General features: G+C 61.6%; 24 protein-coding genes. All 24 read right to left on the bottom strand.

The genetic code is table 11. The annotated features are described in order from the left end of the window. Nucleotides 1-19: 19 nt before the first annotated feature. Nucleotides 20-658 carry an imidazoleglycerol-phosphate dehydratase HisB gene (hisB, locus tag ACP7AD_RS06380; protein ID WP_426145651.1) on the bottom strand — a complete coding sequence of 213 codons (639 nt, stop codon included), beginning with the start codon at nt 656-658 and terminating at the stop codon, nt 20-22. Continuing rightward, nucleotides 655-1,752, bottom strand: a complete 1,098-nt coding sequence (gene hisC / locus ACP7AD_RS06375; RefSeq protein ID WP_426145649.1) for a histidinol-phosphate transaminase — start codon at nt 1,750-1,752, stop codon at nt 655-657. Before hisC ends, hisB begins: the two co-directional genes overlap by 4 nt. Further along, on the bottom strand, nt 1,749-3,095 hold the full coding sequence (hisD, locus tag ACP7AD_RS06370) for a histidinol dehydrogenase (protein WP_426145647.1): 1,347 nt from the start codon (nt 3,093-3,095) through the stop codon (nt 1,749-1,751). The genes hisC and hisD overlap by 4 nt, the downstream gene beginning before the upstream one ends. A 13-nt stretch (nt 3,096-3,108) precedes the next feature. Continuing rightward, nucleotides 3,109-3,762 (bottom strand): ATP phosphoribosyltransferase, encoded by a 654-nt coding sequence (gene hisG, locus ACP7AD_RS06365; RefSeq protein ID WP_426145645.1) that lies wholly within the window; start codon nt 3,760-3,762, stop codon nt 3,109-3,111. After that, a complete protein-coding gene (gene murA, locus ACP7AD_RS06360) occupies nt 3,759-5,033 on the bottom strand; it encodes a UDP-N-acetylglucosamine 1-carboxyvinyltransferase (RefSeq protein ID WP_426145644.1) in 1,275 nt (424 codons plus the stop codon). The genes hisG and murA overlap by 4 nt, the downstream gene beginning before the upstream one ends. 10 nt (nt 5,034-5,043) lie before the next feature. Beyond that, entirely contained in the window at nt 5,044-5,289 is a 246-nt protein-coding gene (locus ACP7AD_RS06355) for a BolA family protein (RefSeq protein WP_426145642.1), read from the bottom strand. Between the two features lie 142 nt (nt 5,290-5,431). Next, entirely contained in the window at nt 5,432-6,187 is a 756-nt protein-coding gene (locus tag ACP7AD_RS06350; protein WP_426145641.1) for an ABC transporter permease, read from the bottom strand. Further along, nucleotides 6,184-7,113: an ABC transporter ATP-binding protein gene (locus tag ACP7AD_RS06345; RefSeq protein WP_426145639.1), complete on the bottom strand. Its 930-nt coding sequence runs from the start codon at nt 7,111-7,113 to the stop codon at nt 6,184-6,186. Before ACP7AD_RS06345 ends, ACP7AD_RS06350 begins: the two co-directional genes overlap by 4 nt. 90 nt (nt 7,114-7,203) lie before the next feature. Then, nucleotides 7,204-7,497: an STAS domain-containing protein gene (locus ACP7AD_RS06340; protein ID WP_426145637.1), complete on the bottom strand. Its 294-nt coding sequence runs from the start codon at nt 7,495-7,497 to the stop codon at nt 7,204-7,206. Nucleotides 7,498-7,511: 14 nt separating this feature from the next. Continuing rightward, complete coding sequence (locus ACP7AD_RS06335) at nt 7,512-8,147, bottom strand: MlaC/ttg2D family ABC transporter substrate-binding protein (protein ID WP_426145635.1); 636 nt, start codon at nt 8,145-8,147, stop codon at nt 7,512-7,514. 161 nt (nt 8,148-8,308) lie between these two features. Next, nucleotides 8,309-9,079 carry an MlaA family lipoprotein gene (locus ACP7AD_RS06330; protein WP_426145633.1) on the bottom strand — a complete coding sequence of 257 codons (771 nt, stop codon included), beginning with the start codon at nt 9,077-9,079 and terminating at the stop codon, nt 8,309-8,311. Further along, on the bottom strand, nt 9,076-9,585 hold the full coding sequence (gene mlaD, locus ACP7AD_RS06325; protein ID WP_426145631.1) for an outer membrane lipid asymmetry maintenance protein MlaD: 510 nt from the start codon (nt 9,583-9,585) through the stop codon (nt 9,076-9,078). The genes ACP7AD_RS06330 and mlaD overlap by 4 nt, the downstream gene beginning before the upstream one ends. A gap of 86 nt (nt 9,586-9,671) precedes the next feature. Next, entirely contained in the window at nt 9,672-10,454 is a 783-nt protein-coding gene (gene mlaE / locus ACP7AD_RS06320; RefSeq protein WP_426145630.1) for a lipid asymmetry maintenance ABC transporter permease subunit MlaE, read from the bottom strand. Next, a complete protein-coding gene (locus ACP7AD_RS06315; RefSeq protein ID WP_426145628.1) occupies nt 10,451-11,296 on the bottom strand; it encodes an ABC transporter ATP-binding protein in 846 nt (281 codons plus the stop codon). Before ACP7AD_RS06315 ends, mlaE begins: the two co-directional genes overlap by 4 nt. 54 nt (nt 11,297-11,350) lie before the next feature. Then, a complete protein-coding gene (locus ACP7AD_RS06310; RefSeq protein WP_426145626.1) occupies nt 11,351-12,817 on the bottom strand; it encodes a glutamate synthase subunit beta in 1,467 nt (488 codons plus the stop codon). A gap of 120 nt (nt 12,818-12,937) precedes the next feature. Next, nucleotides 12,938-17,680: a glutamate synthase-related protein gene (locus ACP7AD_RS06305; protein WP_426145624.1), complete on the bottom strand. Its 4,743-nt coding sequence runs from the start codon at nt 17,678-17,680 to the stop codon at nt 12,938-12,940. A 231-nt stretch (nt 17,681-17,911) separates the two neighbouring features. Continuing rightward, a complete protein-coding gene (locus ACP7AD_RS06300) occupies nt 17,912-18,610 on the bottom strand; it encodes a transposase (RefSeq protein WP_426145623.1) in 699 nt (232 codons plus the stop codon). A 188-nt stretch (nt 18,611-18,798) separates the two neighbouring features. Continuing rightward, nucleotides 18,799-19,998, bottom strand: coding sequence for a deoxyguanosinetriphosphate triphosphohydrolase (locus ACP7AD_RS06295; protein WP_426145621.1), 1,200 nt, complete (start codon nt 19,996-19,998; stop codon nt 18,799-18,801). Between the two features lie 85 nt (nt 19,999-20,083). Further along, the gene (gene aroB / locus ACP7AD_RS06290; protein ID WP_426145619.1) at nt 20,084-21,205 is read right to left on the bottom strand and encodes a 3-dehydroquinate synthase; all 1,122 of its coding nucleotides are present in this window, start codon (nt 21,203-21,205) and stop codon (nt 20,084-20,086) included. A gap of 89 nt (nt 21,206-21,294) precedes the next feature. Further along, a complete protein-coding gene (locus tag ACP7AD_RS06285) occupies nt 21,295-21,822 on the bottom strand; it encodes a shikimate kinase (RefSeq protein ID WP_426145618.1) in 528 nt (175 codons plus the stop codon). A 4-nt stretch (nt 21,823-21,826) separates the two neighbouring features. Then, entirely contained in the window at nt 21,827-23,587 is a 1,761-nt protein-coding gene (locus ACP7AD_RS06280) for a hypothetical protein (RefSeq protein ID WP_426145616.1), read from the bottom strand. Between the two features lie 36 nt (nt 23,588-23,623). After that, nucleotides 23,624-25,762, bottom strand: a complete 2,139-nt coding sequence (pilQ, locus tag ACP7AD_RS06275) for a type IV pilus secretin PilQ (RefSeq protein ID WP_426145614.1) — start codon at nt 25,760-25,762, stop codon at nt 23,624-23,626. Further along, nucleotides 25,759-26,310 (bottom strand): pilus assembly protein PilP, encoded by a 552-nt coding sequence (locus ACP7AD_RS06270; RefSeq protein ID WP_426145612.1) that lies wholly within the window; start codon nt 26,308-26,310, stop codon nt 25,759-25,761. Before ACP7AD_RS06270 ends, pilQ begins: the two co-directional genes overlap by 4 nt. After that, nucleotides 26,307-26,984, bottom strand: a complete 678-nt coding sequence (locus ACP7AD_RS06265; RefSeq protein WP_426145611.1) for a type 4a pilus biogenesis protein PilO — start codon at nt 26,982-26,984, stop codon at nt 26,307-26,309. Before ACP7AD_RS06265 ends, ACP7AD_RS06270 begins: the two co-directional genes overlap by 4 nt. Nucleotides 26,985-26,994 lie beyond the last annotated feature (10 nt).

Raw genomic sequence — 26,994 nt, 5'->3', positions numbered from 1 at the left:
AGCAGTGAAATCGTGTGGGTTACAGCGAGCCCTTGGTCGAAGGAATCACGCCGACCGAGCGCGGATCGATTTCCAGCGCCATTCGCAGGGCCCTGGCAAAGGCCTTGAACACGGTTTCAGCCTGATGGTGGGCGTTTTCGCCCTTGAGGTTGTCGATGTGCAGCGTGACGAACGCATGGTTGACGAAGCCCTGAAAGAATTCGTAGGCCAGCTGGCTGTCAAAAGTGCCGATCATTCCGCTCTTGAACGGCACGTTCATCACCAGCCCCGGACGGCCTGAAAAATCGATGACCACGCGCGATAGCGCCTCATCAAGCGGCACATAGGCGTGGCCGTAGCGGCGCAGTCCCTTTTTGTCACCGACGGCCTGCGCCACGGCCTGCCCGAGCGTGATGCCGACATCCTCGACCGTGTGGTGGCCGTCGATGTGCAGGTCGCCCACGGCGTGAATGTCGAGGTCAATCAACCCGTGGCGGGCGATCTGGTCGAGCATGTGATCAAAAAAGCCGATGCCGGTTGACAGTTTGGCCCGGCCGGTGCCGTCCAGGTTGACCTTGACGGTGATCTTGGTTTCGGCGGTGTTGCGCGACACCTCGGCGGTGCGCGGCAAGGGCAAGGGCAAGGGCAAGGGCAAGGAGGCAGTAGTGGAAGTCGTCATAGGGATTGTTCAAGCGCGGCCAGCAACTGCGCGTTTTCATCAAAGGTGCCGACGGTCAGGCGCAGGCAGTTGGCTAGCAAGGGATGCATTTTAGAAATATTTTTAACCAGAACCTTGCGATTTCGCAAGCCGTCGAAGGTGCGCGCCGCGTCAGGCACACGGATCAGGATCATGTTGGCGTCGCTACGCCAGGCCTTGACGCCCGGCAAGGCGCCGAGCGCGTCGAACAGCAGGCCGCGCTGGCTGATCAGTTCCTGCGCCTGGGCTTCAAACACCTCCCGGTGTTCGAGCGCGAACAGTGCGCATTCGTAGTTCAGCACGCTGATGTTGTAGGGCGGGCGCACCTTGTCGATCTCGGCAATCAGTGCTTTCGGCCCGATCATGTAGCCGAGGCGAACGCCGGCCAGGCCGAACTTGCTCAGCGTGCGCATCAGCAATACATGGCCGTGCCGGGTCATGCGGCTGGCGTAGCTCTTGCCGGCGAACGGCTGGTAGGCCTCGTCCATCACGACCAGGCCGCCCTGCTCGCCGACGGCTTCAATGATTTTCTCGATCACCGCGTCGTCCCACAGGTTGGCCGTCGGGTTGTTCGGATAGGCCAGGTAGGTGATGGACGGCTTGTGCGCGGCAATGGCAGCGAGCATCGCCGCTTCGTCGAGTTCAAAGTCAGGGGTCAGATCGACACCGATGAACTTCAGGCCCTGCAACTGCGCGCTCATGGCGTACATCACGAAACCGGGCAGTGGCGCCAGCACCGAACCACCGGGCACGTCGCAGGCCAGCGCCAGCAGCGCGATCAGCTCGTCCGAGCCATTGCCCAGCATGATGTCGAAGCCCTCGGGCATCTGCGCATAGTCGGCCAGCGCCTTGCGCAAGTCGTTGACGCGGCCATCCGGGTAGCGGTTCAGGGCCAGCGCGCCCAGGCGCTGGCCCAGGTGCGCCTGCAGGGCGGCGGGCAGCCGGTGCGGATTTTCCATGGCGTCGAGCTTGACCATGCCGCTGGATTCCTGGATGGCGTAGGCGTGCATCGACTGCACATCCTGGCGAATTAATTTTTTCAGTTTCGGATCGAGGGTGGAATCAGGCGCGGTCATTTATTGGCTTTTCTCATGGCGGGCACGGTATTCAGGCGCAGTTCGGCGGCGCGGGCATGCGCCTGCAGGCCTTCGCCATAGGCAAGTTCGGCGGCAATGGGGCCGAGGACTTGCGCGCCGGCCTGGCTGACCTCGATCAGGCTGGAGCGCTTCTGGAAGTCATACACCCCCAGCGGGCTGGAAAAGCGCGCGGTTCCGCTGGTCGGCAGCACATGGTTGGGGCCGGCACAGTAGTCGCCCAGGCTTTCGCTGGTGTAGGCGCCGAGGAAGATCGCGCCGGCGTGGCGCAGCAGCGGCTCCCAGCGGTGCGGGTCGCGGCTGGAGACTTCCAGATGCTCGGGCGCGATGCGGTTGCTGATCTCGCAGGCTTCTTCCATGCTGCGGGTCAGGATCAGCGCGCCCCGGTCGCTGAGCGATTTGGCGATGATGGCGGCGCGCGGCATCAAGGGCAGCAAGCGATTGATGGCTTCCTGCACCGCGTCGATGTAGGCGGCGTCGGGGCACAGCAGGATGCTTTGCGCCAGCTCGTCATGCTCGGCCTGGCTGAACAGGTCCATCGCCACCCAGTCGGCAGGCGTCGTGCCGTCGGCCAGCACCAGGATTTCAGACGGGCCGGCGATCATGTCGATGCCCACCGTGCCGAACACGCGTTTCTTGGCGCTAGCCACATAGGCATTGCCGGGGCCGGTGATCTTGTCCACCTTGGGAACCGTCGCCGTGCCGTAGGCCAGCGCGGCCACAGCTTGCGCGCCGCCGATGGTGAAGGCGCGGGTGACGCCGGCCACATAGGCTGCGGCCAGCACCAAGGCGTTTTTCTCGCCCTTGGGCGTGGGCACGACCATGATGATTTCAGCCACGCCGGCGACATGCGCGGGAATGGCGTTCATCAGCACCGACGACGGATACGCCGCCTTGCCGCCCGGCACGTAGATGCCGACGCGGTCGAGCGGCGTGACCTTCTGGCCCAGCAGCGTGCCGTCCTCGTCGCGGTAGCTCCAGCTTTCGCCGCTGGCCTTCTTCTGCGCCTCGTGATAGGTACGCACGCGGCGGGCAGCGGCCTGCAGGGCATCGCGCTGGGCGGCGGGAATCGACTCGAACGCGGCCTTCAGCTCGGCCTGCGTGAGTTCGAGTTCGGCCATCGACGCGGCGCTCAGGCCGTCGAAGCGCGCGGTGCACTCCAGCACGGCGGCATCGCCGCGCTCCAGCACGTCGGCCAGGATGTCGGCGACGCGCTGCTCGATGGCGGCGTCGGTATCGGCCGACCAGTGCAGCCTGGCCTTGAATTGAGCCTCAAAAGTGGCTTGTGCGCATGACAGTCGGGCGGGAGTAGCTAGTAAATTCATAGCGTTTTAAATTTTACTGTTGTAGAGCAGCCAGCGCGCAGGCCGAGGAGAAAGCATCAATCAGCTTGCGGATCGGCGCCTGCTTGAGCTTGAGCGCGGTCTGGTTCACGACCAGGTGCGAGCTGATGTCCATGATGCGTTCGACCTCGACCAGATGGTTGGCCTTGAGCGTGTTGCCGGTCGAGACCAGGTCGACAATCGCGTCGGCCAGCCCGGTCAGCGGCGCCAGCTCCATGCTGCCGTAGAGCTTGATCAGGTCAACGTGCACGCCCTTGGTGGCAAAGAAGTCGCGCGAAATCTCGACGTATTTCGTCGCCACCTTCAGGCGCGAACCCTGTTTGACAGCAGCCGCATAGTCGAATCCCTCGCGCACCGCCACGCTGATGCGGCATTTGGCGATCTGCAGGTCCAGCGGCTGGTACAGGCCCTGGCTGCCGGATTCGAGCAGCGTGTCCTTGCCGACCACGCCGATGTCGGCGCCGCCGTACTGCACATAGGTCGGCACGTCGGTAGCGCGTACCAGCACCACGCGCAGGTCGGGCTGGTTGGTGTCCAAAATGAGCTTGCGGGACTTTTCCGGATCGTCGAGCACCTCGATGCCGGCGGACCTGAGCAGTGGCAGGATGTCGTCGAAGATACGGCCTTTGGATAGAGCGAGCGTGATCATGCCTTCAGTCTTTCAATGTCAGCGCCAATGCCGCGCAATTTCATTTCCATCTGGTCATAACCCCGGTCGAGGTGGTAGATGCGTTCGACAAAGGTTTCGCCGCTGGCGACCAGGCCGGCAATCACCAGGCTGGCCGAGGCGCGCAGGTCGGTGGCCATGACGGTGGCGCCCGACAGCCTTTCAACCCCTTCGATGACACAGACCTTGCCTTCGATCTGGATTTTGGCGCCCAGCCGAACCATTTCATTGACGTGCATGAAGCGGTTTTCAAAGATCGTCTCGGTCACCGTGCTGGTGCCCAGCGCGATGGCGTTGAGCGCCATGAACTGCGCCTGCATGTCGGTCGGGAAACCCGGGTATTCGGTGGTGCGGAAGGACTGCGCCTTCATGCGGCCGCTGGCCTGAATGCGGATGAAGCCCTCGCCCGCCGTGATGGTGGCGCCGGCTTCGCGCAGCTTTTCAATCACCACGTCGAGGTGGTCGGCGCGGCCATGGTTGAGCACCACGTCGCCGCCCGCCGCCGCCACCGCGCACAAGAATGTGCCGGTCTCGATGCGGTCAGCCACCACCTGATGCGTGCAGCCATGAAGGCGCTCGACGCCCTGGATGCGGATTCGGCGCGTGCCGTGGCCTTCGATGTTTGCGCCCATCTTGATCAGCATCTCGGCCAGGTCGCCGATTTCGGGCTCCTGCGCGGCGTTTTCAAGAATGGTTTCGCCGTCGGCCAGCGTGGCGGCCATGAGGAAATTCTCGGTGCCGGTCACCGTCACCATATCGGTGGTGAGGTTCGCGCCCTTCAGGCGTGTCTGGCCCTTGGGCAGCTTGGCCAGCATGTAGCCGTGCTCGACGGTGATGTCGGCGCCCATGGCCTGCAGGCCCTTGATGTGCTGGTCCACCGGCCGCGAACCGATGGCGCAGCCGCCGGGCAGCGACACCGTGGCTTCGCCAAAGCGCGCCAGCAGCGGCCCCAGCGCCAGCACCGAGGCGCGCATCGTCTTGACCAGTTCGTAAGGTGCTTCGGGGGAACTCAGCGGGCCGGCATTGAGGGTGACGGTGCCGGGAACGCTTGCGCTGCGCTCAACCAGGGCGCCCATGTTGCGGATCAGCTTGAGCATGGTCGTCACGTCCTGCAGGCCGGGAACGTTTTGCAGCGTGACCGTGTCGGCGGTCAGCAGGGCCGCGCAAAGTTCAGGCAATGCTGCATTTTTGGCGCCCGAGATTTCGACCGAGCCGGCCAGGGACTTGCCGCCCTTGATGCGTAGTTTGTCCATGATTCTTTGCTTATTTCGCGCTGTTGGCTGCCCATTCGGCGGGCGTGAAGGTTTTCATCGACAGAGCATGGACCTCGCCGGTATGGATCCGGTTGCCCACCGTGGCATAGGCGCGATGGTGGCGCTGGATCCTGCCCAGGCCTTCAAAGGCGCTGGAAACGATGGTGGCATACCAATGGCTGCCGTCGCCGGACACTTCGAGGTGCTCACAGGGCAGGCCGGCGGCAATGATGGATTGGAGTTCTTCAGTGGTCATAAATATTTTTCAAAAAGAGCAGGCGTAGGGACGATCTCCCCATACCAGCGGGGGCCGCGGGACCGGCTTCGCCGAACCGCAGGCGCAGCGGCCCCCTCGGGGGGCAGTACAGTACGCGAAGCGACAAGCGTGGGGGCCATATTCAGTGCCGAATTTTGTAGCCGGTGCGCAGCATGTTGACGGCTACGGCGCTGATGATCAGAAACGCTGACGTCACCAAACCCAGGCTGAGCCACGGCGAGACATCGCTGACGCCGAAAAATCCGAAGCGAAAACCGTCGATCATGTAGAAAAACGGGTTCAGGTGGCTGATCTTTTGCCAGAACGGCGGCAGCGAATGAATGGAATAAAACACGCCGCTCAAAAATGTCATCGGCATGATGATGAAGTTCTGGAACACCGCCATCTGGTCGAATTTCTCGGCCCACAGGCCGGCAATCACGCCCAAAGCGCCCAGCATCGCCGAACCCAGCACGGCAAACACCACAATCCACAGCGGCGCCACAAAACCGGGCTGGCCAAAATACACCGTCACCACGAACACGCCGGCGCCAACCATCAGGCCGCGCACCACTGACGAGCCGACATAGGCGAAAAACCAGTGCCAGTGCGACAGCGGCGTGAGCAGCACGAACACCAGGCTGCCCATGATCTTGCTCTGGATCAGCGACGACGAGCTGTTGGCGAACGAGTTCTGCAGCACGCTCATCATCACCAGGCCGGGCACCAGAAAGGCGGTGTAGCTCACCTTGCCATAGACCAGCGCCTGGCCCTGCAGCACATGGCCGAAGATCAGCATGTAGAGCACGGCCGTCAGTATGGGCGCGCCGACGGTCTGGAAGCCGACTTTCCAGAAGCGCAGGATTTCCTTGTAAAAAAGGGTTTGCCAGCCGGTCATGCTGCTACTTCCGGGTTCTCGTTCATCACTGCGAGAAAAACGTCTTCGAGGTCGGCCTTGCGGATTTCAACGTCCTCGGCCACCAGGCCGGCCTCACGGACGGCGGCCAGGTACTGCTCGATTTCGCGCGCATTGTGAGCCGGAAACTGCACGATTCTGCCGGTAATGCGGGCCTGATCAGCAAGGTGCGCAGGAAGGACGCTATCAATTTTAAAGCGCAGCACATTGCTCGAAGCCGCCTTGAGCAGCTCCGAAGTCGAGTCCAGCGCCACCACCCTGCCCTGCTTGAGCATGGCGATGCGGCTGCACAAGGCCTCGGCTTCCTCCAGGTAATGGGTGGTCAGCAGCACCGTGCTGCCCTGCTTGTTGAGCTTGGCAATGAACTGCCACAGGGTCTGGCGCAGTTCGACATCGACGCCGGCGGTCGGCTCGTCGAGCACGATGACCTGCGGCTTGTGCACCAGCGCCTGCGCCACCAGCACCCGGCGCTTCATGCCGCCGGAAAGCTGGCGCATGTTGGCATTGGCCTTGTCGGCCAGTCCCAGGCTGGCCAGCAGCTCGTCGATCCAGTCGTCGTTGCGCTTGATGCCGAAATAGCCCGACTGGATGCGCAGCGCTTCGCGAACGGTGAAGAAAGGGTCGAACACCAGTTCCTGCGGCACCACGCCGAGCTTGCGCCGGGCGTTGGCATAGTCGAGCAGCACGTCGCTGCCATGCACCAGCACACGGCCACTGCTGGCATGGGACAGTCCCGCCAGAATGCTGATGAGGGTGGTCTTGCCGGCGCCGTTGGGTCCGAGCAAACCGAAGAATTCGCCCTGCTGGATGTCGAAGCTGACATGGTCCAGGGCTTTGAGTCCGGTGCCGGGTTGGTTTCGCGGGGGAGGATAGGTTTTGCAGACGGACTGGAATGAGATGGCTGGCATGAGCCCGCTATTTTAGGGGCTGATGGCTTTCTTGCCCGGAGCCACCCCCCAAGGCCCTGCCAGCCGTCGCACGGCAGACGCAGCAGGCCCTCAGGCGGCCACGGCTGTGGGTTGTGGCGGCGAAACGGGAATCAGCGCGGCAACGCCATAGACGTCGGCCAGTTGCAGCAGCTGGCCGGACGCGCCCTGCACCAAGAAACCCTTGCCCGCCGCCAGCGCCTGCCGGCGGCATTCGAGCAGGATGGCCAGCGCCGACGAGTCGAACTGGCTCAGCGCGCTGGCGTCCACGACCACGTCGCCGGGCATCGAAAGCACTTCCTTGGCGACAGTGTCGAAAAAGCCGCAGGCAGCGGCATGGGTCAGGACGGCAGGAAGTTTCAGCATGGCAGTCGGCCGGTTCAGGACTTGGCGCCGCCTGCATTGGTCTGGTTGCGCTGCGACATCGACGCGATCAGGCCGTCGATACCCTTGGCGCTGACTTCCTGCGCAAACTGGGTGCGGTAGGTTTCCACCAGCCAGACGCCCAGCACGTTGAGGTCATAGATTTTCCAGCCGGTCGGCGTTTTTTCCATGCGGTAATCCAGCTGGACCGGATCGCCGCGCCCCAGCACTTCGGTACGCACCGTCACCTCGGTGTCGCCAGCGGCCGCGCGCAGCGGCTTGACGTTGAGCTTCTGGTCATTGACCTGCGACAGTGCACCGGAATAGGTACGGATCAGGAGCGTCTTGAATTCTGCCTGCAGCCGGGCTTTTTGCTCCGGCGTGGCCTGGCGCCAGTTGCGGCCGACCGCAGAAGCCGTCATGCGGGTGAAGTTGACGTTGGGCATGACCTTGGTGTCCACCAGCGCCAGCACGCGGTTCGTTTCGCCCGCCTGAATGGCCTTGTCGGCCTTGATGGCGTCCAGCACTTCGCTGGAAACGCGCTTGATCAGCGCATCCGGGGCCTCGTCGGCTGCGCGAACCAAGGGGGCCGAAGCCAGCAGGGCCAGGCTGAGCGTGGCGGTCAACAAACGTCCGAGAGTTCTACGGTTCATGGTTTTTCTTTCAAAGTCAAAACAGGTGGCTGCCGGCAGCGCCATGGACGAATTCATTGGCGCCGTGGCGACAAGCCATGTGCGATTGGCTATTTTGCAGGCTGGTTCGGGGACAGCCGATGAAGTTATAAAACGCCTGGGTAAAGCTTGTTACCAAGGCTTTACTGCGGATTCGGCATCGGGGCTGCGGGCGGCGCTTCAGGCAGGTCGAAGCGTTCTTCGGGTTCGGTGCGCTCGTTGCCGCCAATGAGGCTCTTGCGGCGCTGCAAATAGGCATCGCGGGTAAAGGCGTATTTATCGAGCGCGGCCTGGTCAAGCAGATCGCCGGCACGCAGCAGATTGGCCCGCGTATCGACCAGGTCCAGGGCTTTCAGGGAATTGCGCGCCGGGACATTGTTGGACTGCGACACCAGGTCGCCCTGCATGTCCACCGCCAGGCCCGCCGTGTCGCGCACGCTGGACGAACCAAACAGCGGAAGCACGACATACGGGCCGGACGCCAGCCCCCAAGTGCCCAGGGTCTGGCCGAAATCTTCCTTGTGCTTGGGAATTTTCAGTTCGGTGGCGACATCAAAGATGCCGCCCACGCCCCACAGCGTGTTGGTCGTGACGCGAAACAGCGAATCGGCCGCCTCGGCCGGCTTGGCCTGCAGCACATTGTTCACGAAGGACCAGACATCCGAGATGTTTTCAAAGAAATTCGTGACGCCGGTGCGCACCGGCGAGGGCGTGATGTTCTGGTAGGCGGTGGCGACGGGCTTGAGCACGGCGCGGTCCAGCCCTTCATTGAAGCTGTAGACGCCGCGGTTGAACGGCTCCAGCGGATCGACAGGATTCGCCTGGGGACCGCTGGCGCAGCCCTGCAGCAGGGCGATGGTCAGGGTGGCTGCGGCCCAGCCCGAAACTTTTTCAAGATGGATGGCTTGCTTCATTTTTTTTCTGTCGCTCCGGTTGCTGGCAGGGGAAGAGCCGTTCCTGAACTTTCATCGGCAGTCTTGCTGAACAGGAACTGCCCGATGAGGTTTTCAAGCACCACGGCGGATTGGGTCTGCCGGATCACATCTCCGGCGGCGAGGTTGTTTTCGTCACCGCCCGCCTGTATGCCAATGTACTGCTCTCCAAGCAGGCCGCTGGTGAGGATTTTGAGCGAACTGTCCTTCGGAAAGGAATAGCGGCTTTGCATTTCGAGCGTGACCCGCGCCTGAAAGGTCTGGTCGTTGAAGCTGATGTCCTCGATCCGGCCGACAATGACGCCGCCGCTGCGCACCGACGCCTTGGGCTTGAGCCCGCCGATGTTGTCGAATTCGGCCGTGATCTTGTACGTCGGCTGAAAATTCAGGTTCAGCAAATTGGCTGCCTGCAATGCCAGAAACAAAATGGCCACGGCGCCCACCAGCACAAACAGGCCGACCCACACATCAATCTTCGAGCGTTGCATCAATACTTCCTTACAAACATTTAGGGACAGCGCCCATCCGGCAACCGCACAGCAAAAGCCTGTCCTGCGAATTTTTTTTCAAGTGATCACTTCGTGAACATCATCGCGGTCAGGATGAAATCCAGGCCCAGCACCGCCAGCGAAGCCACCACCACCGTGCGCGTCGTGGCGCTGGCCACGCCTTCGGGCGTGGGTTGCGACTGGTAGCCCTGGAGCAGCGCCACGAAGGTCACGGTGAAACCGAACACGATGCTTTTGATGATGCCGTTGCCCACATCTTGCCAAACGTCGACGCTGCCCTGGATCTGGCTCCAGAACGAGCCGGCGTCGATACCGATCATCAGCACGCCGACCACCCAGCCGCCAATCACACCCATGGCGCTGAACACGGCCGCCAGCAGCGGCATGGCAATCACGCCGCCCCAGAAGCGCGGCGCCAAGATGCGCTGGATCGGATCGACAGCCATCATTTCCATCACGCTGATCTGTTCGCCGGCCTTCATCAAGCCGATCTCGGCGGTAAGCGAAGTGCCGGCCCGGCCGGCAAACAGCAGCGCCGTGACCACCGGGCCGAGTTCGCGCACCAGCGTGAACGTGACCAGCTGGCCCAGCGCCTCGGTCGAGCCAAAGCGCACCAGCGTGTAGTAGCCCTGCAGGCCGAACACAAAGCCGACGAACAGGCCGGAAATGGCAATGATGACCAGCGAATAATTGCCCAGGAAATGAATCTGGTCGCGCACCAGGCCAAAGCGCTTGAGGCTGGAGCCGAAAGAGGCCAGCAGCCGCAGGAACAGCCGGGCGCCATAGCCCAGGTTGGCCAGCCAGCTGCGGGTGGCGAATCCAACGTCCGCGGGCTTGTACCAGCTCATGAAAAGGCTCCGGATTTCAGGGATGCAGGCGTCACTTCGGGACCGAAATCCTGCTCGACGGTGACGCCGGGATAGTCAAAACGCACCGGGCCGTCCGGCAGCGCATGCACATACTGGTAGACCAGCGGATCGGTGCTCTGGCGTACTGCGTCGGGCGTGCCCTCGGCGGCGACCTTGCCATTGGCCAGGATGATGACATGGTCGGCAATGGCAAAGGTCTGCTCCAGCTCGTGCGACACAAACAGGCTGGTCAGCCCCAGGCTGTCGTTGAGATGGCGAATCAGGTTGGCCGCCGTTCCCAGCGAAATCGGGTCGAGTCCGGAAAAAGGCTCGTCGTACATCACCAGCTCGGGGTCCAGCGCAATCGCGCGGGCCAGCGCAATGCGCCTGGCCATGCCGCCCGAGACTTCGCTCGGCATGAGGTCACGCGCACCGCGCAGGCCGACGGCATTGAGCTTCATCAGCACGATGTCGCGGATTAGCGCTTCGGGCAGGCCGGTATGCTCGCGCAGCGGAAAAGCGACGTTTTCAAACACGCTCAAATCGGCAAACAGCGCGCCGAACTGAAACAGCATGCCCATGCGCCGGCGGACTGCATAAATCTGTTCCTGGTTCATCGGCGTGACGTCCTGGCCGTCGAACAGCAACTGGCCTGATTGCGCCCGGTTCTGGCCGCCGATCAGGCGCAAGATGGTTGTCTTGCCGCCGCCCGACGCGCCCAGCAGCGCCGTGACCTTGCCCCGGGGGACCGACAGCGAAATATCGTCCAGAATGACACGTTCGCCATACCCAAAAGTCAGGTGGCGCAGTTCGACAAGGGAAGCGTTGGAAGATGGGGGCATAGAAAAGACAAAAGCCGGGGATTCCGGCTTCTGGATCATAAGGGATGACGCCAATTAACGTGGCAGGTCGCTGTAGCCCATCAGGAACTCATCGACCGAGCGCGCGGCCTGGCGGCCTTCACGAATCGCCCACACCACCAGGCTCTGGCCGCGCCGGATGTCACCGGCGGCAAAAACCTTGGGCACGTTGGTGGCATAGCCGCCGATGAAGTCGGTGCCGGCCCTGGCATTGCCCCGGTTGTCTTTTTCGATGCCGAAGGCATCGAGCACCGAAGCCACCGGCGACACAAAGCCCATGGCCAGCAGCACCAGGTCAGCCTTGAGGATCTGCTCCGAGCCGGGGACTTCGACCATCTTGCCGTCTTTCCATTCGACGCGGACGGTCTTCAGGCCGGTGACCTTGCCCTTTTCGCCGATCAGCTCCTTGGTCGAGATGGCGAACTCGCGCTCGCAGCCTTCTTCATGGGAGGAAGAGGTGCGCAGCTTGATCGGCCAGTAAGGCCAGGTCATGGGCCGGTTTTCCTCGACCGGCGGCTCGGGCATCAGCTCGAACTGGGTCACGCTGGCCGCGCCGTGGCGGTTGCTGGTGCCGACGCAGTCGGAGCCGGTGTCGCCGCCGCCAATCACGATGACGTGCTTGCCTTCGGCGCGCAGCTGGCCCTTGACCTTGTCACCGGCGTTGACCTTGTTCTGCAGCGGCAAAAATTCCATCGCAAAATGCACGCCGTCCAGATCGCGGCCGGGAACCGGCAGGTCGCGCGACTGCTCGGCGCCGCCCGTCAAGACCACGGCGTCGAAGTCTTTTTGCAGCTGCTCGGGCGTGATGGTTTCCTTGGCCCAGTTGATGACCTTCGAGCCCTTGGGCAGGTTGCCGATCATGACGCCGGTGCGAAACACCACGCCCTCGGCCTGCATCTGCTCGACGCGGCGGTCGATGTGGATCTTTTCCATCTTGAAGTCGGGAATGCCGTAGCGCAGCAGGCCGCCGACGCGGTCGTTCTTCTCGAACAGCGTCACGTCATGGCCGACGCGCGCCAGTTGCTGGGCGGCGGCCATGCCGGCGGGGCCGGAGCCGACCACCGCCACTTTCTTGCCGGTCTTGTGCCTGGCCGGCCGGGGCTTGACCCAGCCCTCGGACCAGGCGCGGTCGATGATCGCGTGCTCGATCGACTTGATGCCGACCGCGTCGTCGTTCACATTGAGCGTGCAGGCCGCCTCGCACGGCGCGGGGCAGATGCGGCCGGTGAACTCGGGGAAATTGTTGGTGCTGTGCAGCGTGTCAATCGCGTTTTTCCAGTCGTTCCTGAACACCATGTCGTTGAAGTCGGGAATGATGTTGTTGACCGGGCAGCCGCTGTTGCAAAACGGCGTGCCGCAGTCCATGCAGCGCGCCGCCTGCACATTCGCCTGCTTGTCGTCCAGGCCGATGACGAATTCCTTGTAGTTCTTCAGGCGCTCGGGAACAGGCTTGTAGCCCTCTTCGATGCGCTCGTATTCCATGAAGCCGGTGATTTTTCCCATGATCGATTCCTGTGCAATTTTTTAAGCTTTTTAGGCCGTTTGCGCATATCCAGCGGGCGCAAGCAGCTATAAATATAATAGCAAAATGATGACCAGGCCGTTGTGCCGGCCCGGCCCGGCTTACTTGGCGGCCACTGCTTCCCAGTTCGTCGCCACCTGCGCGCTGGTGGTTTCGGTCGCGGCTTCGAGCCGGCGCTCCTTGCGCTCGATCAGGGCGCGCTTGTACTCGTTCGGGAAGACCTTCACGAACTTCAGGCGCGACACGTTCCAGGTGTCGAGCAACTCTCTGGCGCGCTTGCTGCCGGTCCAGCGGTTGTGGTCCTGCAGCAGGCGCTTGAGCTGCTCCTCGTCGCTTTCGCCGCCGTGCCAGTCGGAATGGTCATGGGTGTGCTGCTCGGCCGTTAGCACGACCTTGTCCATCGACACCATGGCCGTGTTGCAGCGCGTCGCAAACAGCCCATCCTCGTCGTACACATAGGCCACGCCGCCGCTCATGCCGGCGGCAAAGTTGCGGCCGGTCTTGCCCAGCACCGCGACCGTGCCACCGGTCATGTATTCGCAGCCATGGTCGCCCGTGCCTTCGACGACCGCCGTGGCGCCCGACAGGCGCACCGCGAAGCGTTCGCCGGCGACGCCGCTGAAATAGGCTTCGCCGGTGGTCGCGCCGTACAGCACGGTGTTGCCGACGATGGTGTTCTTCACCGCCTCGCCCCGGAAGTCGATGCTCGGGCGCACCACGATGCGTCCGCCCGACAGGCCCTTGCCGGTGTAGTCGTTGGCGTCGCCAATCAGGTACATGGTGATGCCCTTGGCCAGGAAAGCGCCAAACGACTGGCCGCCCGTGCCCTCCAGCTGGATGCGCAGCGTGTCGTCCGGCAGGCCTTCGGGGCGCAGGCGCGTCAGTTCGCCCGACAGCATGGCGCCGACGGTGCGGTTGACGTTGCGCGTCACCTCGATGAACTGGACCTTCTCGCCCTTTTCCAGCGCGGCCTTCGATTTCTCGATCAGGCGCACATCGAGCGCCTTTTCCAGGCCGTGGTCCTGGTTCATCACATGCAGGCGCGGCACGTCGGCCGGCACCTGGGGCTGATAGAACAGGCGGCCAAAGTCCAGGCCGCGTGCCTTCCAGTGTTCAATGCCTTTTTGCATGTCAAGCAGTTCGGGACGGCCGATCAGGTCGTCGAACTTGGCGATGCCGAGCTGCGCCATCAGCTGGCGGGCTTCCTCGGCAACAAAGAAGAAATAGTTGACGACATGCTCGGGCTTGCCGCTGAACTTCTGGCGCAGCACCGGGTCCTGCGTGGCGACGCCGACCGGGCAGGTGTTGAGGTGGCATTTGCGCATCATGATGCAGCCCTCAACGACCAGCGGCGCGGTGGCAAAGCCGAACTCGTCGGCGCCGAGCAGCGCGCCAATCACCACGTCGCGGCCGGTCTTCATCTGGCCGTCGGCCTGCACACGGATGCGGCCGCGCAGGCGGTTGAGCACCAGCGTCTGCTGGGTTTCGGCCAGGCCGATTTCCCACGGCGATCCGGCATGCTTGATCGACGACCAGGGCGAAGCGCCCGTGCCGCCGTCATGCCCGGCAATCACCACATGGTCGGCCTTGGCCTTGGCCACGCCGGCGGCAATCGTGCCGACGCCGGTTTCGCTGACCAGCTTGACGCTGATGCTGGCACGCGGGTTGACGTTCTTCAGGTCGTGGATCAGTTGCGCCAAATCTTCGATGGAGTAGATGTCGTGGTGCGGCGGAGGCGAGATCAACCCCACGCCGGGCACCGAAAAGCGCAGCTGGCCGATGTATTCGCTGACCTTGCCGCCGGGCAGCTGGCCGCCCTCGCCCGGCTTGGCGCCCTGCGCCATCTTGATCTGGATCTGGTCGGCCGACACCAGGTATTCGGCGGTGACGCCAAAACGGCCCGACGCGACTTGCTTGATGCGCGAACGCAGCGAGTCGCCGTCTTGCAGCGGCAGATCGACTTCAACAACTTTTTCGCCGATCACGCTTTTGAGCGTGTCGCCGCGCTTGATCGGGATGCCCTTGAGTTCCTGGCGGTAGCGGTTGGGGTCTTCGCCGCCCTCGCCGGTGTTGCTCTTGCCGCCGATGCGGTTCATGGCGACGGCCAGCGTCGCATGCGCCTCGGTGCTGATCGAGCCGAGCGACATGGCGCCGGTGGCAAAGCGCTTGACGATTTCCTTGGCTGGCTCGACCTCGTCGATCGGGATGGCCTTGCTCGGGTCGATCCTGAACTCGAACAGGCCGCGCAGCGTCATGTGGCGGCGGTTCTGGTCGTTGACCAGCTGGGCGAATTCCTTGTAGGTGTTCCAGTTGTTGGCGCGCGTCGAATGCTGCAGCTTGGCAATCGTGTCGGGCGTCCACATGTGGTCTTCGCCGCGAACGCGCCAAGCGTATTCGCCGCCGGCGTCCAGCATGTTGGCCAGCACTGGGTCGTCGCTGAAGGCAGCCTTGTGCATGCGCAGCGCTTCTTCGGCAATGCCGAACACGCCCATGCCCTCGACCTGGCTGGCCGTGCCGGTGAAGAACTTGTCAACGGTGTGGCGGTTCAGGCCGATGACCTCGAACAGCTGCGCGCCGCAATAGCTCATGTAGGTCGACACGCCCATCTTGGACATGATCTTGGACAGGCCCTTGCCGACCGCCTTGGTGTAGTTGTAGACGGCCTTTTCAGTGCTCAGGTCGCCCGGCAGGCCCTTGGACAGTTCGGCCAGGGTTTCCAGCGCGAGGTAGGGGTGAACCGCCTCGGCGCCGTAGCCGGCCAGCACCGCGAAGTGATGCACTTCCTTGGCCGAACCGGTTTCGACCACCAGCCCGGCGGTGGTGCGCAGGCCTTCCTTCACCAGATGCTGGTGAATCGCCGACAGCGCCAGCAGCGCGGGAATCGCAACCTGCGTGGCGTTCAGGGCGCGGTCGCTGACGATCAGGATGTTTTTGCCGGTCTTGATCGCATCGACCGCTTCGGCGCACAGCGACGCCAGCTTGGCCTCGACACCTTCGCTGCCCCAGGCCAGCGGATAGGTGATGTCCAGGGTGTAGCTCTTGAACTTGCCCTGGGTGCGGATATCGATGTCGCGCAGCTTTTGCATATCCGCGTTGTTCAGCACCGGCTGGCTGACTTCGAGCCGCATCGGCGGATTCACCTGGTTGATGTCCAGCAGGTTGGGCTTGGGGCCGATGAAGGACACCAGCGACATCACGATGGCTTCGCGGATCGGGTCAATGGGCGGGTTCGTCACCTGCGCGAACAGCTGCTTGAAGTAGTTGTACAGCGGCTTGTTCTTGTTGGACAGCACGGCCAGCGGGCTGTCGTTGCCCATCGAGCCGGTGGCTTCCTCGCCGTTGGCGGCCATCGGCGAGAGCAGGAACTTGATGTCTTCCTGGGTGTAGCCGAAAGCCTGCTGGCGGTCCAGCAGGGACAATTCGGGCGCCACGGGAGCCGCTGGCGCGCTTTCTTTCGTCTTGCCGGCCACGTCGTCGAGCCGGATGCGCAGGTTCTCGATCCACTGCTTGTAGGGCTTGCTGTGCGACAGCGTGGCCTTAATTTCCTCGTCATCGACCATGCGGCCCTGCTCCAGGTCGATCAGGAACATCTTGCCGGGCTGCAGGCGCCATTTGCGAATGATCTTGTGTTCGGGAATCGGCAACACGCCGGATTCGGAGGCCATGATGACCAGGTCGTCGTCGGTGACGCAGTAGCGCGACGGGCGCAGGCCGTTGCGGTCCAGCGTGGCGCCAATCTGGCGGCCGTCGGTGAAGACGATGGACGCCGGGCCGTCCCACGGTTCGAGCATGGCGGCGTGGTATTCGTAGAAAGCCTTGCGGCGCTCATCCATGGTGGTGTGCTGTTCCCACGGCTCGGGAATCATCATCATCACGGCCTGGCTGATCGGGTAGCCAGCCATGGTCAGCAACTCCAGGCAGTTGTCGAAGGTGGCGGTGTCGGACTGGCCGGGAAAGCTGATCGGGTAGAGCTTTTGCAGGTCGGCGCCCAGCACTGGCGAGGACATCACGCCTTCGCGCGCCTTCATCCAGTTGTAGTTGCCCTTGACGGTGTTGATCTCGCCGTTGTGCGCAACATAGCGGTACGGGTGCGCCAGCGGCCACTCGGGAAAGGTGTTGGTGGAAAAGCGCTGGTGCACCAGGCCGAGCGCGGAAACGCAGCGCGCATCCAGCAGGTCCATGAAGTAAGTGCCGACCTGGTCGGCCAGCAGCAGACCCTTGTAGACCACGGTGCGGCTGGACATGCTGGGAACGTAGTATTCCTTGCTGTGCGTGAGCTGCAGGCGCTGAATGGCGGCGCTGGCGGTCTTGCGGATCACGTAGAGCTTGCGCTCCAGCGCGTCCTGCACGATCACGTCGTTGCCGCGGCCGATGAAGATCTGGCGCAGGATGGGTTCTTTCTTGCGCACGGTCGGCGACATGGGCATGTCGCGGTTCACCGGCACATCGCGCCAGCCGAGCAGCACCTGGCCCTCGGCATTGACGGCGCGTTCCAGCGCCTGCTCGCAGGCCATGCGCGAGGCATGCTCCTTGGGCAAAAACACCATGCCCACGCCATATTCGCCCGGTGGCGGCAAGGCAATGCCCTGCGCGGCCATTTCTTCGCGGTACAAAGCGTCGGGCAGTTGGATCAGAATGCCGGCGCCATCGCCCATCAGCTTGTCAGCCCCCACGGCGCCCCGGTGGTCGAGGTTTTCAAGAATCTTCAGCGCTTGCGCGACGATGGCATGGCTCTTGTGGCCCTTGATATGCGCCACGAAGCCGACTCCGCAAGCATCGTGCTCGTTGGCGCCCGCGTACAAACCGTGTTGTTCAAAATGCTTGATTTCAGCAGCCGTGGTCATGGCAATTCCTTGTCAGTGGGGAAGCAGGAGGCGTGGATCGAAACGCGAGCCCTGCTCGCCGGGTGTTTCAATTTTTAAAAAGACGAGCATAGTACATGCCAGAGCGCATGACAAATTTTTAAATCGGGGTCAGATTCCAATTAATCCGAGCTTCGGCTCAGGGTTAAAAATATAGGGACATATCAAAATAAATAGCAAACTATCAATTACAGTCAAGCGCAAACCCCGTTTTTAATCCAGTTTATTGACCGATACAGGCCGTCCGGCCTTGGTTTTCACGACGCGGCGGCTGGTCTGCTTTTGCAGATTCGCGACAAAGCGTTCATCGCCCAGCGCCCACCCCCCCAGCGCGGCACGAGTCAGCGCTTCCTGCTGACCCGGCGCGACGCCTTGGGCGACCAGCGCCGCATAAGCCGCTTCGCGCGAAAATGGGGTGTTGCCCAGCGTCCAGAACAGTGCGTGCGGCGTGACCAGCCGGTCGGCCCGCTGGCCAACATAGTGCGCATGGCTGGACCACGGATAGGCGGCGGCCTCCCTGACCAGCCCGGCGCGCACCGGATTGAGGTCGATGTACGCCATGCACGCCAGCAGGTAGCGGTCGGTGTCGATCACGGTCGAGCGGTACCGCCCTTCCCACAGCGTGCCTGTGCGCCCCTGGCGATCGTTGAAATAACGCACATAGCGCCGGCCCACGGCCTGCATCATCTGCGGCAGGCCTTCGGCGGTGGCCGGCGTGGCCAGCAGGTGGAAATGGTTGTCCATCAGCACATAGGCATGCACCGCGACGCCGAACTTCTGCGCATTTTCATCCAGCAGCGAAAGCAGCATCTGGAAGTCAGCCACCGATGAAAAAATCGCCTGCCGGTTATTGCCGCGCTGGATGATGTGGTGCGGGTAGCCGGGAATGGCTAGGCGGGGAAGACGGGCCATGAGTTGCAATGCCGGAAGTGTGCGTCATGATAATGGGGTTCTGACCCCGAATAGATGATGAAGCTGCCAGGCCGGCGGCAGTTTGCCGACATGCAGCGCGGCCACCACGCCCGCCGCTGTCACATGACGGCAGCGCGCAGCGTATTCGCCGCCTCAAAGCTCTGGCGGCTCGCCACGAACCCGAAGAATCAGACAGAAAAAACCGCATGCCCCATGAGCCGCTCATGCTCCTTGCCGGCAAAGCGGTCGGTCATGCCGGCGATGTAGTCGGCCACCACGCGCTCGGGTTTGGCAGCGGCGGCTTGCGGGCTGTCGCTGCCGTCAAAGCGGTCGATGTGCGCCTGCGGCATCTGCGCCGGATCGGACATGTAGGCATCGAACAGGTCGCGCACCACCTGCTGGGCCGCCTGCGTGGTCTGCGCCACCTGCGGATGGCGGTATAAATTTTGTAGCAGGAAGCGCTTGAGGGACGTGGACTGCAAGGCCATTTGGTCTGAAAAACAGACCAGACCCGCGTGCTGGCGAACCGCCTGAACATCAGCTGGCGCAGCCTGCTGAATCGCCAGCCGGGTGGCATCGATGACATCGTAAACCTGCGCGCTGAGCATGCGCCGTATGGTTTCGAACAGCAGGCGCCGGCCCTGCAGCCGGGGATGAACGGTCAGCGTTTCGCGCCGGTAGCGGCTGAACAGCGGCACGTCTTCGAGTTGCTCCAGGCTCAGCAGGCCCGAGCGCACGCCGTCGTCCATGTCGTGCGCGTTGTAGGCGATTTCATCGGCCAGATTGGCCAGCTGCGCCTCCAGGCTGGGTTGCCGCCAAGCCGGCTCGTGGCCGGGCTGATCGACAAACCGGCGGGCCACGCCGCCCGGCTCTCTGGCCTCGATGTGACGGGCGTTGCGTTTCGAGCAGTGCTTCAAAATGCCTTCGCGCGTCTCGAAGGTCAGGTTCAGGCCGTCGTAGTCCGGGTAACGCTCTTCCAGCGCATCGACGACGCGCAGGCTTTGCAGGTTGTGCTCGAAACCGGCGCTTTCGGGATTGTGATTTTTGAGACAGGCATTCAGCGCATCCTGTCCGGCGTGGCCGAAAGGCGTGTGGCCCAGGTCGTGCGCCAGCGCAATCGCCTCGACCAGGTCTTCATTGAGCTGCAGGGTGCGGGCGATGGAGCGGCCCAGTTGCGCGACTTCCAGCGAATGCGTCAGCCGGGTGCGGAACAGGTCGCCTTCGTGGTTCAGGAAGACCTGGGTTTTATAGACCAGCCGGCGAAACGCAGTGGAATGGACGATGCGGTCGCGGTCGCGCTGGAAGTCCGAACGCGTCGGCGCCACCGGCTCGGGAATGCGGCGGCCGCGCGACAGGGCCGGATCACAGGCGTAGGCAGCCAGATTCATGTTTTATGCATCAAAAAGGCTGATTGCGCAGTATCCACGGGCGCAAGCAGCTATTAATTTCATAGTAGATTGCATAACTTGCTGATCAGGCGCAGCACCCGTCGATTACCTCGCGCACCAGCGCATCGGGCGCGGCGCACACGGTGGCCTTGCCGGGGCCGTCGATCACCACGAAACGTATCTCGCCGGCCTCGGATTTTTTGTCAATGCGCATCAGGTCGAGGTAGCGGCCCGCGTTGTCGGTGCTTGAGAGCACCGGCCCCTTGACCGGTAAACCAGCGCGCTGCACCAGTGCGGTCAGGCGTTCAACAAACGCCGCATCCACCCGGCCCAGCCGCTGCGACAGATGCGCCGCCATCACCATGCCGCAGCCCACGCCTTCGCCGTGCAGCCATTCGCCGTAGCCCAGCCCGGACTCGATGGCGTGGCCAAAGGTGTGGCCGAAATTCAAAATCGCCCGCAAACCCGACTCGCGTTCGTCCTGGCCGACCACCCAGGCCTTGATCTCGCAGCTGCGCTGAATGGCATGCGCCAGCGCGGCCGGGTCCTTGGCCAGCAGCGCGTTGAGGTTGGCTTCCAGCCAGCCGAGGAAAGCCATGTCGGCAATCGGACCGTACTTGATGACCTCGGCCAGGCCGGCGCTCAGTTCGCGGTCGGGCAATGTCTTGAGCGCGTCCAGGTCGCACACCACCAGTTGCGGCTGGTAGAACGCGCCAATCATGTTCTTGCCCAGAGGGTGGTTGATAGCGGTCTTGCCGCCGACCGACGAATCGACCTGGGCCAGCAGCGTCGTCGGCACCTGCACAAACGGCACGCCGCGCATGTAGCTGGCGGCGGCAAAACCGGTCATGTCGCCCACCACGCCGCCGCCGAGGGCAAACAGCACGGTCTTGCGGTCGCAGCCGTTTTCCAGCAATGCATCAAAAATCAATTGCAGCGTCGGCCAGTCCTTGTGCGCCTCGCCATCGGGCAGCGTGACCAGCAGCACGCGAGCATAGTGCGCGCGCAGGGCTTCGGTCAGTTGCGCCGCATACAAGGGCGCCACGGTCGTGTTGGACACCACGAGCGCCGTTGCGGCCTTGGGAAGGTGCTGGTAGGTTTGCGCCTGGCCCAGCAAACCGGTGCCGATCACGATGGGGTAGCTGCGTTCGGCCAGGTTGATGTTGACCTGCGCCGTTGCGGGTGAAAAGAAAGGATTTGCTTGCATCACCGAAGTGTAGAGGCACTTTTCGGCAGGGATTGACGAGCTGCTGTATTACGCGGTGTTGAGGGTCAACACTGCTGAATGACGCGGCTTCATGACCCCGGAACGATGCCCGCCAGTTCGAGCTGCATGGCGATCATGTTGACCAATGTGGACACCGAGGGGCGGCCGGTTTCAATGACGAAATGCGCGGTTTCCCGGTACAGCGGGTCGCGCTGGGCGTACAGGTCGCGCAGGCGGCCAAGGGGGTCGGCAACCTGCAGCAAAGGACGGCTGACATCATGGCGGAGCCGGCGAAACAGTTCTTCAGGCGAAGAACGCAGGTAAACCACATGGCCCCGGTCATGCAGTCGCTGGCGGTTGGCCAGTCGCAGTACCGAACCACCGCCGGTTGAAAGCACTACGCCGTTCAGGCCTGTCAATTCGTCAATGACAGTTTCCTCAACATCACGAAAGCTTGACTCCCCTTCCCGCTCGAAATAGTCGCGAATGGAGCAGCCCAGCCGCTCCTCGATGACGTGGTCGGAGTCGAGGAAAGCAAGTTTCAACCGTCGGGCGATTTGCCGCCCGACGGTGGATTTACCGGAGCCGGGGAGGCCGATCAGAAGAATCGATAACACGGCATCAGAAAGCTTCGCTACAGGAGCCCACACCATAAGGAGGCGTTTTGAACGGCGCACCGACTGCATCATCGCCCACGTTGAAATTGGTTATGAATGCGCGTTCAGCCAAGCCTTGAGATCCGGCGACACTTGTGGTTACTCGTATACGATAAACCTCCCAAGTGGCAACGCTCTGCAAATACGTCACCTTCAACAGTAGTTTCCCCGATGCATTGGTCGTCGCTATAGAAGGATCAGCAAGCGCAATACTGACATCCGCAGCGCGCGGCTCAAGGGTAGGTTGCCCAGCGGTGTCCACACTGAAATTGATGTTCTCGCCTGCATCAACTATTCCATTCCTGTTGATATCTTCATTCGGGCAAAGCACCCGTCTGCCAAATATCACCGGAGTTGTTACCAGGTCAGGAATGGCCTGATTTATAGCGCTTGAAGACAACGAGTACGTGCCGTTATCAGCAAATTGCCCCTTGCCATAGTGCGTAATATCAGCGGAAAAGCTCACTGGCGCGTTAGCCACTGCACGCCCGGCCGAGTCAACAACAGTGACCACCAAGCTCTGAACATATATCCCTGTATCTTTGGCCAATAGGAGGTCATCACCGATAGACACGCTCACAGCTTGCGCGGAAATCGTGAGATTGGCGGTAACAGAATTGGGACAGGCTGCTAGCGCAAAGTCCTTGGTGTCATAGCAGGCCTTAATAAGCACGCCATTGTTCGCGCTTCCAGTCTGACCTGAGATCAAAGCGGAAACAGCGGCCCCAGAAGAACCGCTGTGTACGGTATTGGTACCGGTCACGATGGACGAATCGGTGGAGCCCAGACCTGTGCTGATGATGTCATATCGAACCCGGACATTAGGAATAGGCACGCTGCTCGAATTTACGAAAAGAGTTCGCAATACGGCCTGATTCACCGAGCTTCCATTGCCGTTTGTCGCCAGAACATTCGGAGATATAGAGAACGATGGCGTCACTAGCTGTGTTGCATCCGGGATCAACCCCAAGGTTGACACGGTGATTTGGGTAGAAACTTGCGTACCAGAACCAGTCACATTGATATCGTAAGTTCCGTTGACGGCCGGCGCATTGAATGTCAAAACCGCATTGCCGCTGGCGTCAGTCTTTACCGTCTGGCCTGTGAGTGTTGCTACAGCACCAGAAACCGTAAGTGTCGTACTTGCGATCCCGACCCCAGTTGAGTCCTTTAAACCGATGTTTAGGGTAACCAGCGAGTTCGGTGCCGGAGTACCGGACGACGGAGAGGCTACCAGCTTACTCCCGACTACTTGAAAACCAGTCTGCCTAGTTATGCCATTGACGGTGGCAGACACATTGATCTGCCTATCTGACTTGTCGCTCCCCGTACCAATTGTCGCGACTACAGTCCCGGCGGAGTCCGTCACTGGAGCGCTCTTCACAGTCACTGAACCCGGATCAGAGGTCACATTCACCGTGGCGCCTACGACCACGTTATTGTTCGAATCAAGGGCAATAACGGTTAGTTTGGCAATATCCGAGCCTGTGTTTTTGACAATTGTCTTATCTAAAAATAAAAGCATGTCCTTGACGGTCGCATCAATTGCAGTAGTCGTTGGGGTCGTAGGCGTCGTTGGGGTCGTAGGCGTCGTAGGCGTAGTAGGCGTCGTCGGAGTAGTTGGCGTCGTTGATCCCGGAACCGTACCCGCGCTCCCACCGCCCCCACCGCAAGCCACCAAAGCAACAGCCAGCGCAGCAGCCGATAAATATTTAAAAAACTTCATTTCACTCTTTCGATACTTCAAAGAATACATACCAATTTATCGCGCAGCAGCACGGTCTGTAATCATCTTCGGCGTGATGAACACCAGCATTTCCTGTTTCCGGGACGTGCGCTCACGGCTCTTGAACAGGTTGCCCAGGTAAGGCACATCGCCCAGCAACGGAACCTTGGTTTCATTGTTGGTTTCTTCCAGCGTGAAGATGCCGCCAATCACGACCGTTCCGCCGTTCTCGACCAGCACCTGGGTCTGGATGTGCTTGGTGTCGATAGCGATACCGGCGGCGGTGGTTTCACCACGGCTGTCCTTGTTCACGTCCAGGTCCAGAATGATGTTGCCTTCGGGCGTGATCTGCGGCGTGACTTCAAGCTTCAGGTTGGCCTTGCGGAATGCCAGCGACGTGGCGCCGCTGGAGGTGGCGGTCTGGTAAGGGAATTCGGTGCCCTGCTCGATCAGCGCCTTGACCTGATCCGCTGTAACCACGCGCGGGCTGGAAACAATCTTTCCCTTGCCATCGGCTTCGAGCGCCGACAACTCCAGATTGAGGAAGCGGTTCGCCGCTGCATTGAAAATCGACACCGCGAACGAAGCCGCATTGTTCGCAACGCCGAGCGTTGAAGCGGGAAAGCTGACGAAATTGCCACTGGTGTCAGCAGCCGTCGCGCCGTAGTTGGTGCCCAGCGTGACATTGGTATTGCCATTGGACAAGGCACCGGCCGCGCCAATCATTCCGCCGCCCAGCCTTACGCCCAAAGAGCGGCCAAACGTGTCGGAAGCCTCCACGATGCGCGCTTCAATCAGCACCTGCCGCACGGCGATGTCCAGCTTGCCAATAAAGCTTTGCACCTGCTCCAGCCTGGATGGAATGTCCGTGACGAACAGCTGGTTGGTGCGCGGCTCTGCAATCACGCTGCCCCGGCTGGAGAGTATCCGGGCCGTGTTCGCGCCCGCACCGCCAGCGGAAATCTGCGCGGCAATTTCACTGGCCTTGGCATAGTTGATCTGAAACGACTGCGTGCGAACCGCTTCAAGGCCCTGAATCGCCACGCGTGACTCCAGTTCCTGCTTGTCCTTGGCTGCGAGTTCGTCCTTGGGCGCGATCAGCAGCACATTGCCTGTCTTGCGCATGCCCAGACCCTTGGCCTGCAGGATGATGTCCAGCGCCTGGTCCCATGGCACGTCTTTCAGACGCAAGGTGACTGATCCGGTAACCGTGTCTGAAGTGACCACATTGAAGTTGGTGAAATCGGCAATCACCTGCAGCAATGAGCGGATTTCAATGTTCTGAAAATTCAATGACAGCTTTTCGCCATTGAAGCCCGTTCCCTGGGTCAGCTTGTCAGGATCGACCTTTTGCGGGCGCACTTCCAGCACGAACTGGTTGTCGCTCTGGTAGGCACTTTGCTCCCACTGGCCGGTGGGTTCCACCACCATCCGAACCTTGTCGCCCACTTGCGAGGTGGTGACGATTTGCACCGGAGTTCCGAAATCAGTGACATCGAGCCGGCGGCGCAGCCCTTCGGGCAGTGCGGTTTTCAGGAATTCCACCACCACGGTCTTGCCCTGCTGGCGAATATCCACGCCGACTTCATTGTTCGGCAGGGCAACCACGATGCGGCCCGAGTTGTTGGGACCACGCCGGAAATCGATGTCCCTCAAAGGCAGCGTGTCGCGGTTACGACTTTCGGCGAACGCAGGGGCTGCGGCCGCCGAAGGCGCTGCCACGGCCTGCGAATCCAGAATGATCAGCAAAGACTTGCCTTGCAGCTCGGCCTTGTACGATGTTGGCGTTTTTAAATTAAGCACGACGCGGGTACGCTCGCCGGCCTGGATCACATTGGCTGAGCGCATGTTGCCTAGGTTGATTTCAATCGCCGAGCGGCCCAGTGAATTGCTGACGCCCTGAAAGTCAAGGGCGATACGGGCAGGCGACTGAATGCTGAAACCCGCGGGAACGCTGGCCAGCGGCTCCGCCAGTTCGATCCGGATCACTTCCGAGCCACCCTGCACCGAGCCCGAAACGGCCTGAATGAAATTTTCTGCCCTTGCCAGCAAGGGCATGCTGCCGGCAACCACCATCACACCCAGCAATGCGCGGCGCACGACACGCCCAAGCAAACGCGGCAGACTTTCTTGCGCTCTCGCCTTCACTGCCAATTCCGCTGTCTGCTTGTTCATTTCTTTTCCTCTAGAAGCTGTAAAGTCGCTGGCCGCTCTGTCCACTCGCCTGCTGCGTCCTGCACGATTTCACGCAATACCACGCTGGCTTCGGTCACGGAAGTAATACGGCCATAGTTCTGGCCCAGATAATTGCCGACGCGCACCTGGTAGATCAGGTTGTCAACCCGCACCAGCGCCACGGGCCGCCCGGCTTTTGTCAGGCTGCCAACCATGGCCACGCTGTCCAGCGGCGTGGCCTCCAGCGGCTCCTTGCGCCGGCTCAGTTCCGGCGTGATCAGCGCTGCATTGGAAGTTGCCTGGCTGGAATCGCGTTTGAGCGCCTGCACCAGTTTTTGGTTGCTGAAAGGCTCGATCGATCCTTCCTGGCCGTAGGTTTCAGGCCTGAATTGGGTTGGTTGCTGCAAAGGCGCGACCTTGGGCCGGGTGATGTCGCGCTGGGCGCTCATCCACTGCTGCAACTCTTCCTGATCCGATGAACCGCAAGCGGCCAGCAAAAGCAGGCTGCAGGCCATGGTCAAGGCAAGGGCTTGTCGAGGGACGCTCATTTCTTGGCTCCGTTGGCCGAAGCATTTTTGCTCTGCAAGGCAATTTCTTCGCTGTCCAGATAGCGGAAGGTTTTTGCCGTCGCGTCCATGACCAGGTTGCCGTCTTTTGCCGGTGTGATGGCCATATTGTTCAGCGTCACAATGCGCGAAAGGTTGGCTATATCGGCTGCAAATGCGCCCATGTCGTGGTACTGACCCGTGACCCTGACCGCAATAGGTAATTCGGCGTAGTAATCCTTGACGATCACCTGCCCAGGCCGAAACAGTTCGAACTGAAGGCTGCGGCCCAGGCCGGCCTGGTTGATGTCGGACAGCAAGGCATCCATTTCAGCCTTGCTGGGCAACTGCTTTTCAAGCTGCGTCACGTACTGCTGAACCTGTTCACGCTGCTTCCTCAGCGCTTCCAGATTGACTGCCTGCGTCAGCTTGCCGGTGTAGTCCTGACGGAGCTGGACTTCCTTGGCCTTTTCAGCGGTCAGTTCTTCATCCGCTGCGCTTAGCCAGACAAACCAGAGCGCCACCACCACCGCAACCGTGAGGGCAGCGCACAGAAGGTAGCGCGGAAAAGCCGGCCAGGACGACGGATCGTTCGGGTCCAGGCCGGTGAACTGGTTTTGTATGCGGCTTTGGAAGGCTGCAAAATCAAAGGAGGGTTTGGACGTTTTTTTTGCCATGATCAATTCA

The organism is Polaromonas sp. DSP2-3-2b2 (assembly GCF_049895905.1).
In the GTDB taxonomy this organism is placed as follows: domain Bacteria; phylum Pseudomonadota; class Gammaproteobacteria; order Burkholderiales; family Burkholderiaceae_C; genus Polaromonas.
This window is presented reverse-complemented; position numbering and strand designations above follow the sequence as displayed.

Bases quoted from the DNA above. Each gene is read 5' to 3' on its own strand.
- hisB (WP_426145651.1), bottom strand. From the start codon at position 658: ATGACGACTTCCACTACTGCCTCCTTGCCCTTGCCCTTGCCCTTGCCC.
- hisC (WP_426145649.1), bottom strand. From the start codon at position 1,752: ATGACCGCGCCTGATTCCACCCTCGATCCGAAACTGAAAAAATTAATT.
- hisD (WP_426145647.1), bottom strand. From the start codon at position 3,095: ATGAATTTACTAGCTACTCCCGCCCGACTGTCATGCGCACAAGCCACT.
- hisG (WP_426145645.1), bottom strand. From the start codon at position 3,762: ATGATCACGCTCGCTCTATCCAAAGGCCGTATCTTCGACGACATCCTG.
- murA (WP_426145644.1), bottom strand. From the start codon at position 5,033: ATGGACAAACTACGCATCAAGGGCGGCAAGTCCCTGGCCGGCTCGGTC.
- ACP7AD_RS06355 (WP_426145642.1), bottom strand. From the start codon at position 5,289: ATGACCACTGAAGAACTCCAATCCATCATTGCCGCCGGCCTGCCCTGT.
- ACP7AD_RS06350 (WP_426145641.1), bottom strand. From the start codon at position 6,187: ATGACCGGCTGGCAAACCCTTTTTTACAAGGAAATCCTGCGCTTCTGG.
- ACP7AD_RS06345 (WP_426145639.1), bottom strand. From the start codon at position 7,113: ATGCCAGCCATCTCATTCCAGTCCGTCTGCAAAACCTATCCTCCCCCG.
- ACP7AD_RS06340 (WP_426145637.1), bottom strand. From the start codon at position 7,497: ATGCTGAAACTTCCTGCCGTCCTGACCCATGCCGCTGCCTGCGGCTTT.
- ACP7AD_RS06335 (WP_426145635.1), bottom strand. From the start codon at position 8,147: ATGAACCGTAGAACTCTCGGACGTTTGTTGACCGCCACGCTCAGCCTG.
- ACP7AD_RS06330 (WP_426145633.1), bottom strand. From the start codon at position 9,079: ATGAAGCAAGCCATCCATCTTGAAAAAGTTTCGGGCTGGGCCGCAGCC.
- mlaD (WP_426145631.1), bottom strand. From the start codon at position 9,585: ATGCAACGCTCGAAGATTGATGTGTGGGTCGGCCTGTTTGTGCTGGTG.
- mlaE (WP_426145630.1), bottom strand. From the start codon at position 10,454: ATGAGCTGGTACAAGCCCGCGGACGTTGGATTCGCCACCCGCAGCTGG.
- ACP7AD_RS06315 (WP_426145628.1), bottom strand. From the start codon at position 11,296: ATGCCCCCATCTTCCAACGCTTCCCTTGTCGAACTGCGCCACCTGACT.
- ACP7AD_RS06310 (WP_426145626.1), bottom strand. From the start codon at position 12,817: ATGGGAAAAATCACCGGCTTCATGGAATACGAGCGCATCGAAGAGGGC.
- ACP7AD_RS06305 (WP_426145624.1), bottom strand. From the start codon at position 17,680: ATGACCACGGCTGCTGAAATCAAGCATTTTGAACAACACGGTTTGTAC.
- ACP7AD_RS06300 (WP_426145623.1), bottom strand. From the start codon at position 18,610: ATGGCCCGTCTTCCCCGCCTAGCCATTCCCGGCTACCCGCACCACATC.
- ACP7AD_RS06295 (WP_426145621.1), bottom strand. From the start codon at position 19,998: ATGAATCTGGCTGCCTACGCCTGTGATCCGGCCCTGTCGCGCGGCCGC.
- aroB (WP_426145619.1), bottom strand. From the start codon at position 21,205: ATGCAAGCAAATCCTTTCTTTTCACCCGCAACGGCGCAGGTCAACATC.
- ACP7AD_RS06280 (WP_426145616.1), bottom strand. From the start codon at position 23,587: ATGAAGTTTTTTAAATATTTATCGGCTGCTGCGCTGGCTGTTGCTTTG.
- pilQ (WP_426145614.1), bottom strand. From the start codon at position 25,762: ATGAACAAGCAGACAGCGGAATTGGCAGTGAAGGCGAGAGCGCAAGAA.
- ACP7AD_RS06270 (WP_426145612.1), bottom strand. From the start codon at position 26,310: ATGAGCGTCCCTCGACAAGCCCTTGCCTTGACCATGGCCTGCAGCCTG.
- ACP7AD_RS06265 (WP_426145611.1), bottom strand. From the start codon at position 26,984: ATGGCAAAAAAAACGTCCAAACCCTCCTTTGATTTTGCAGCCTTCCAA.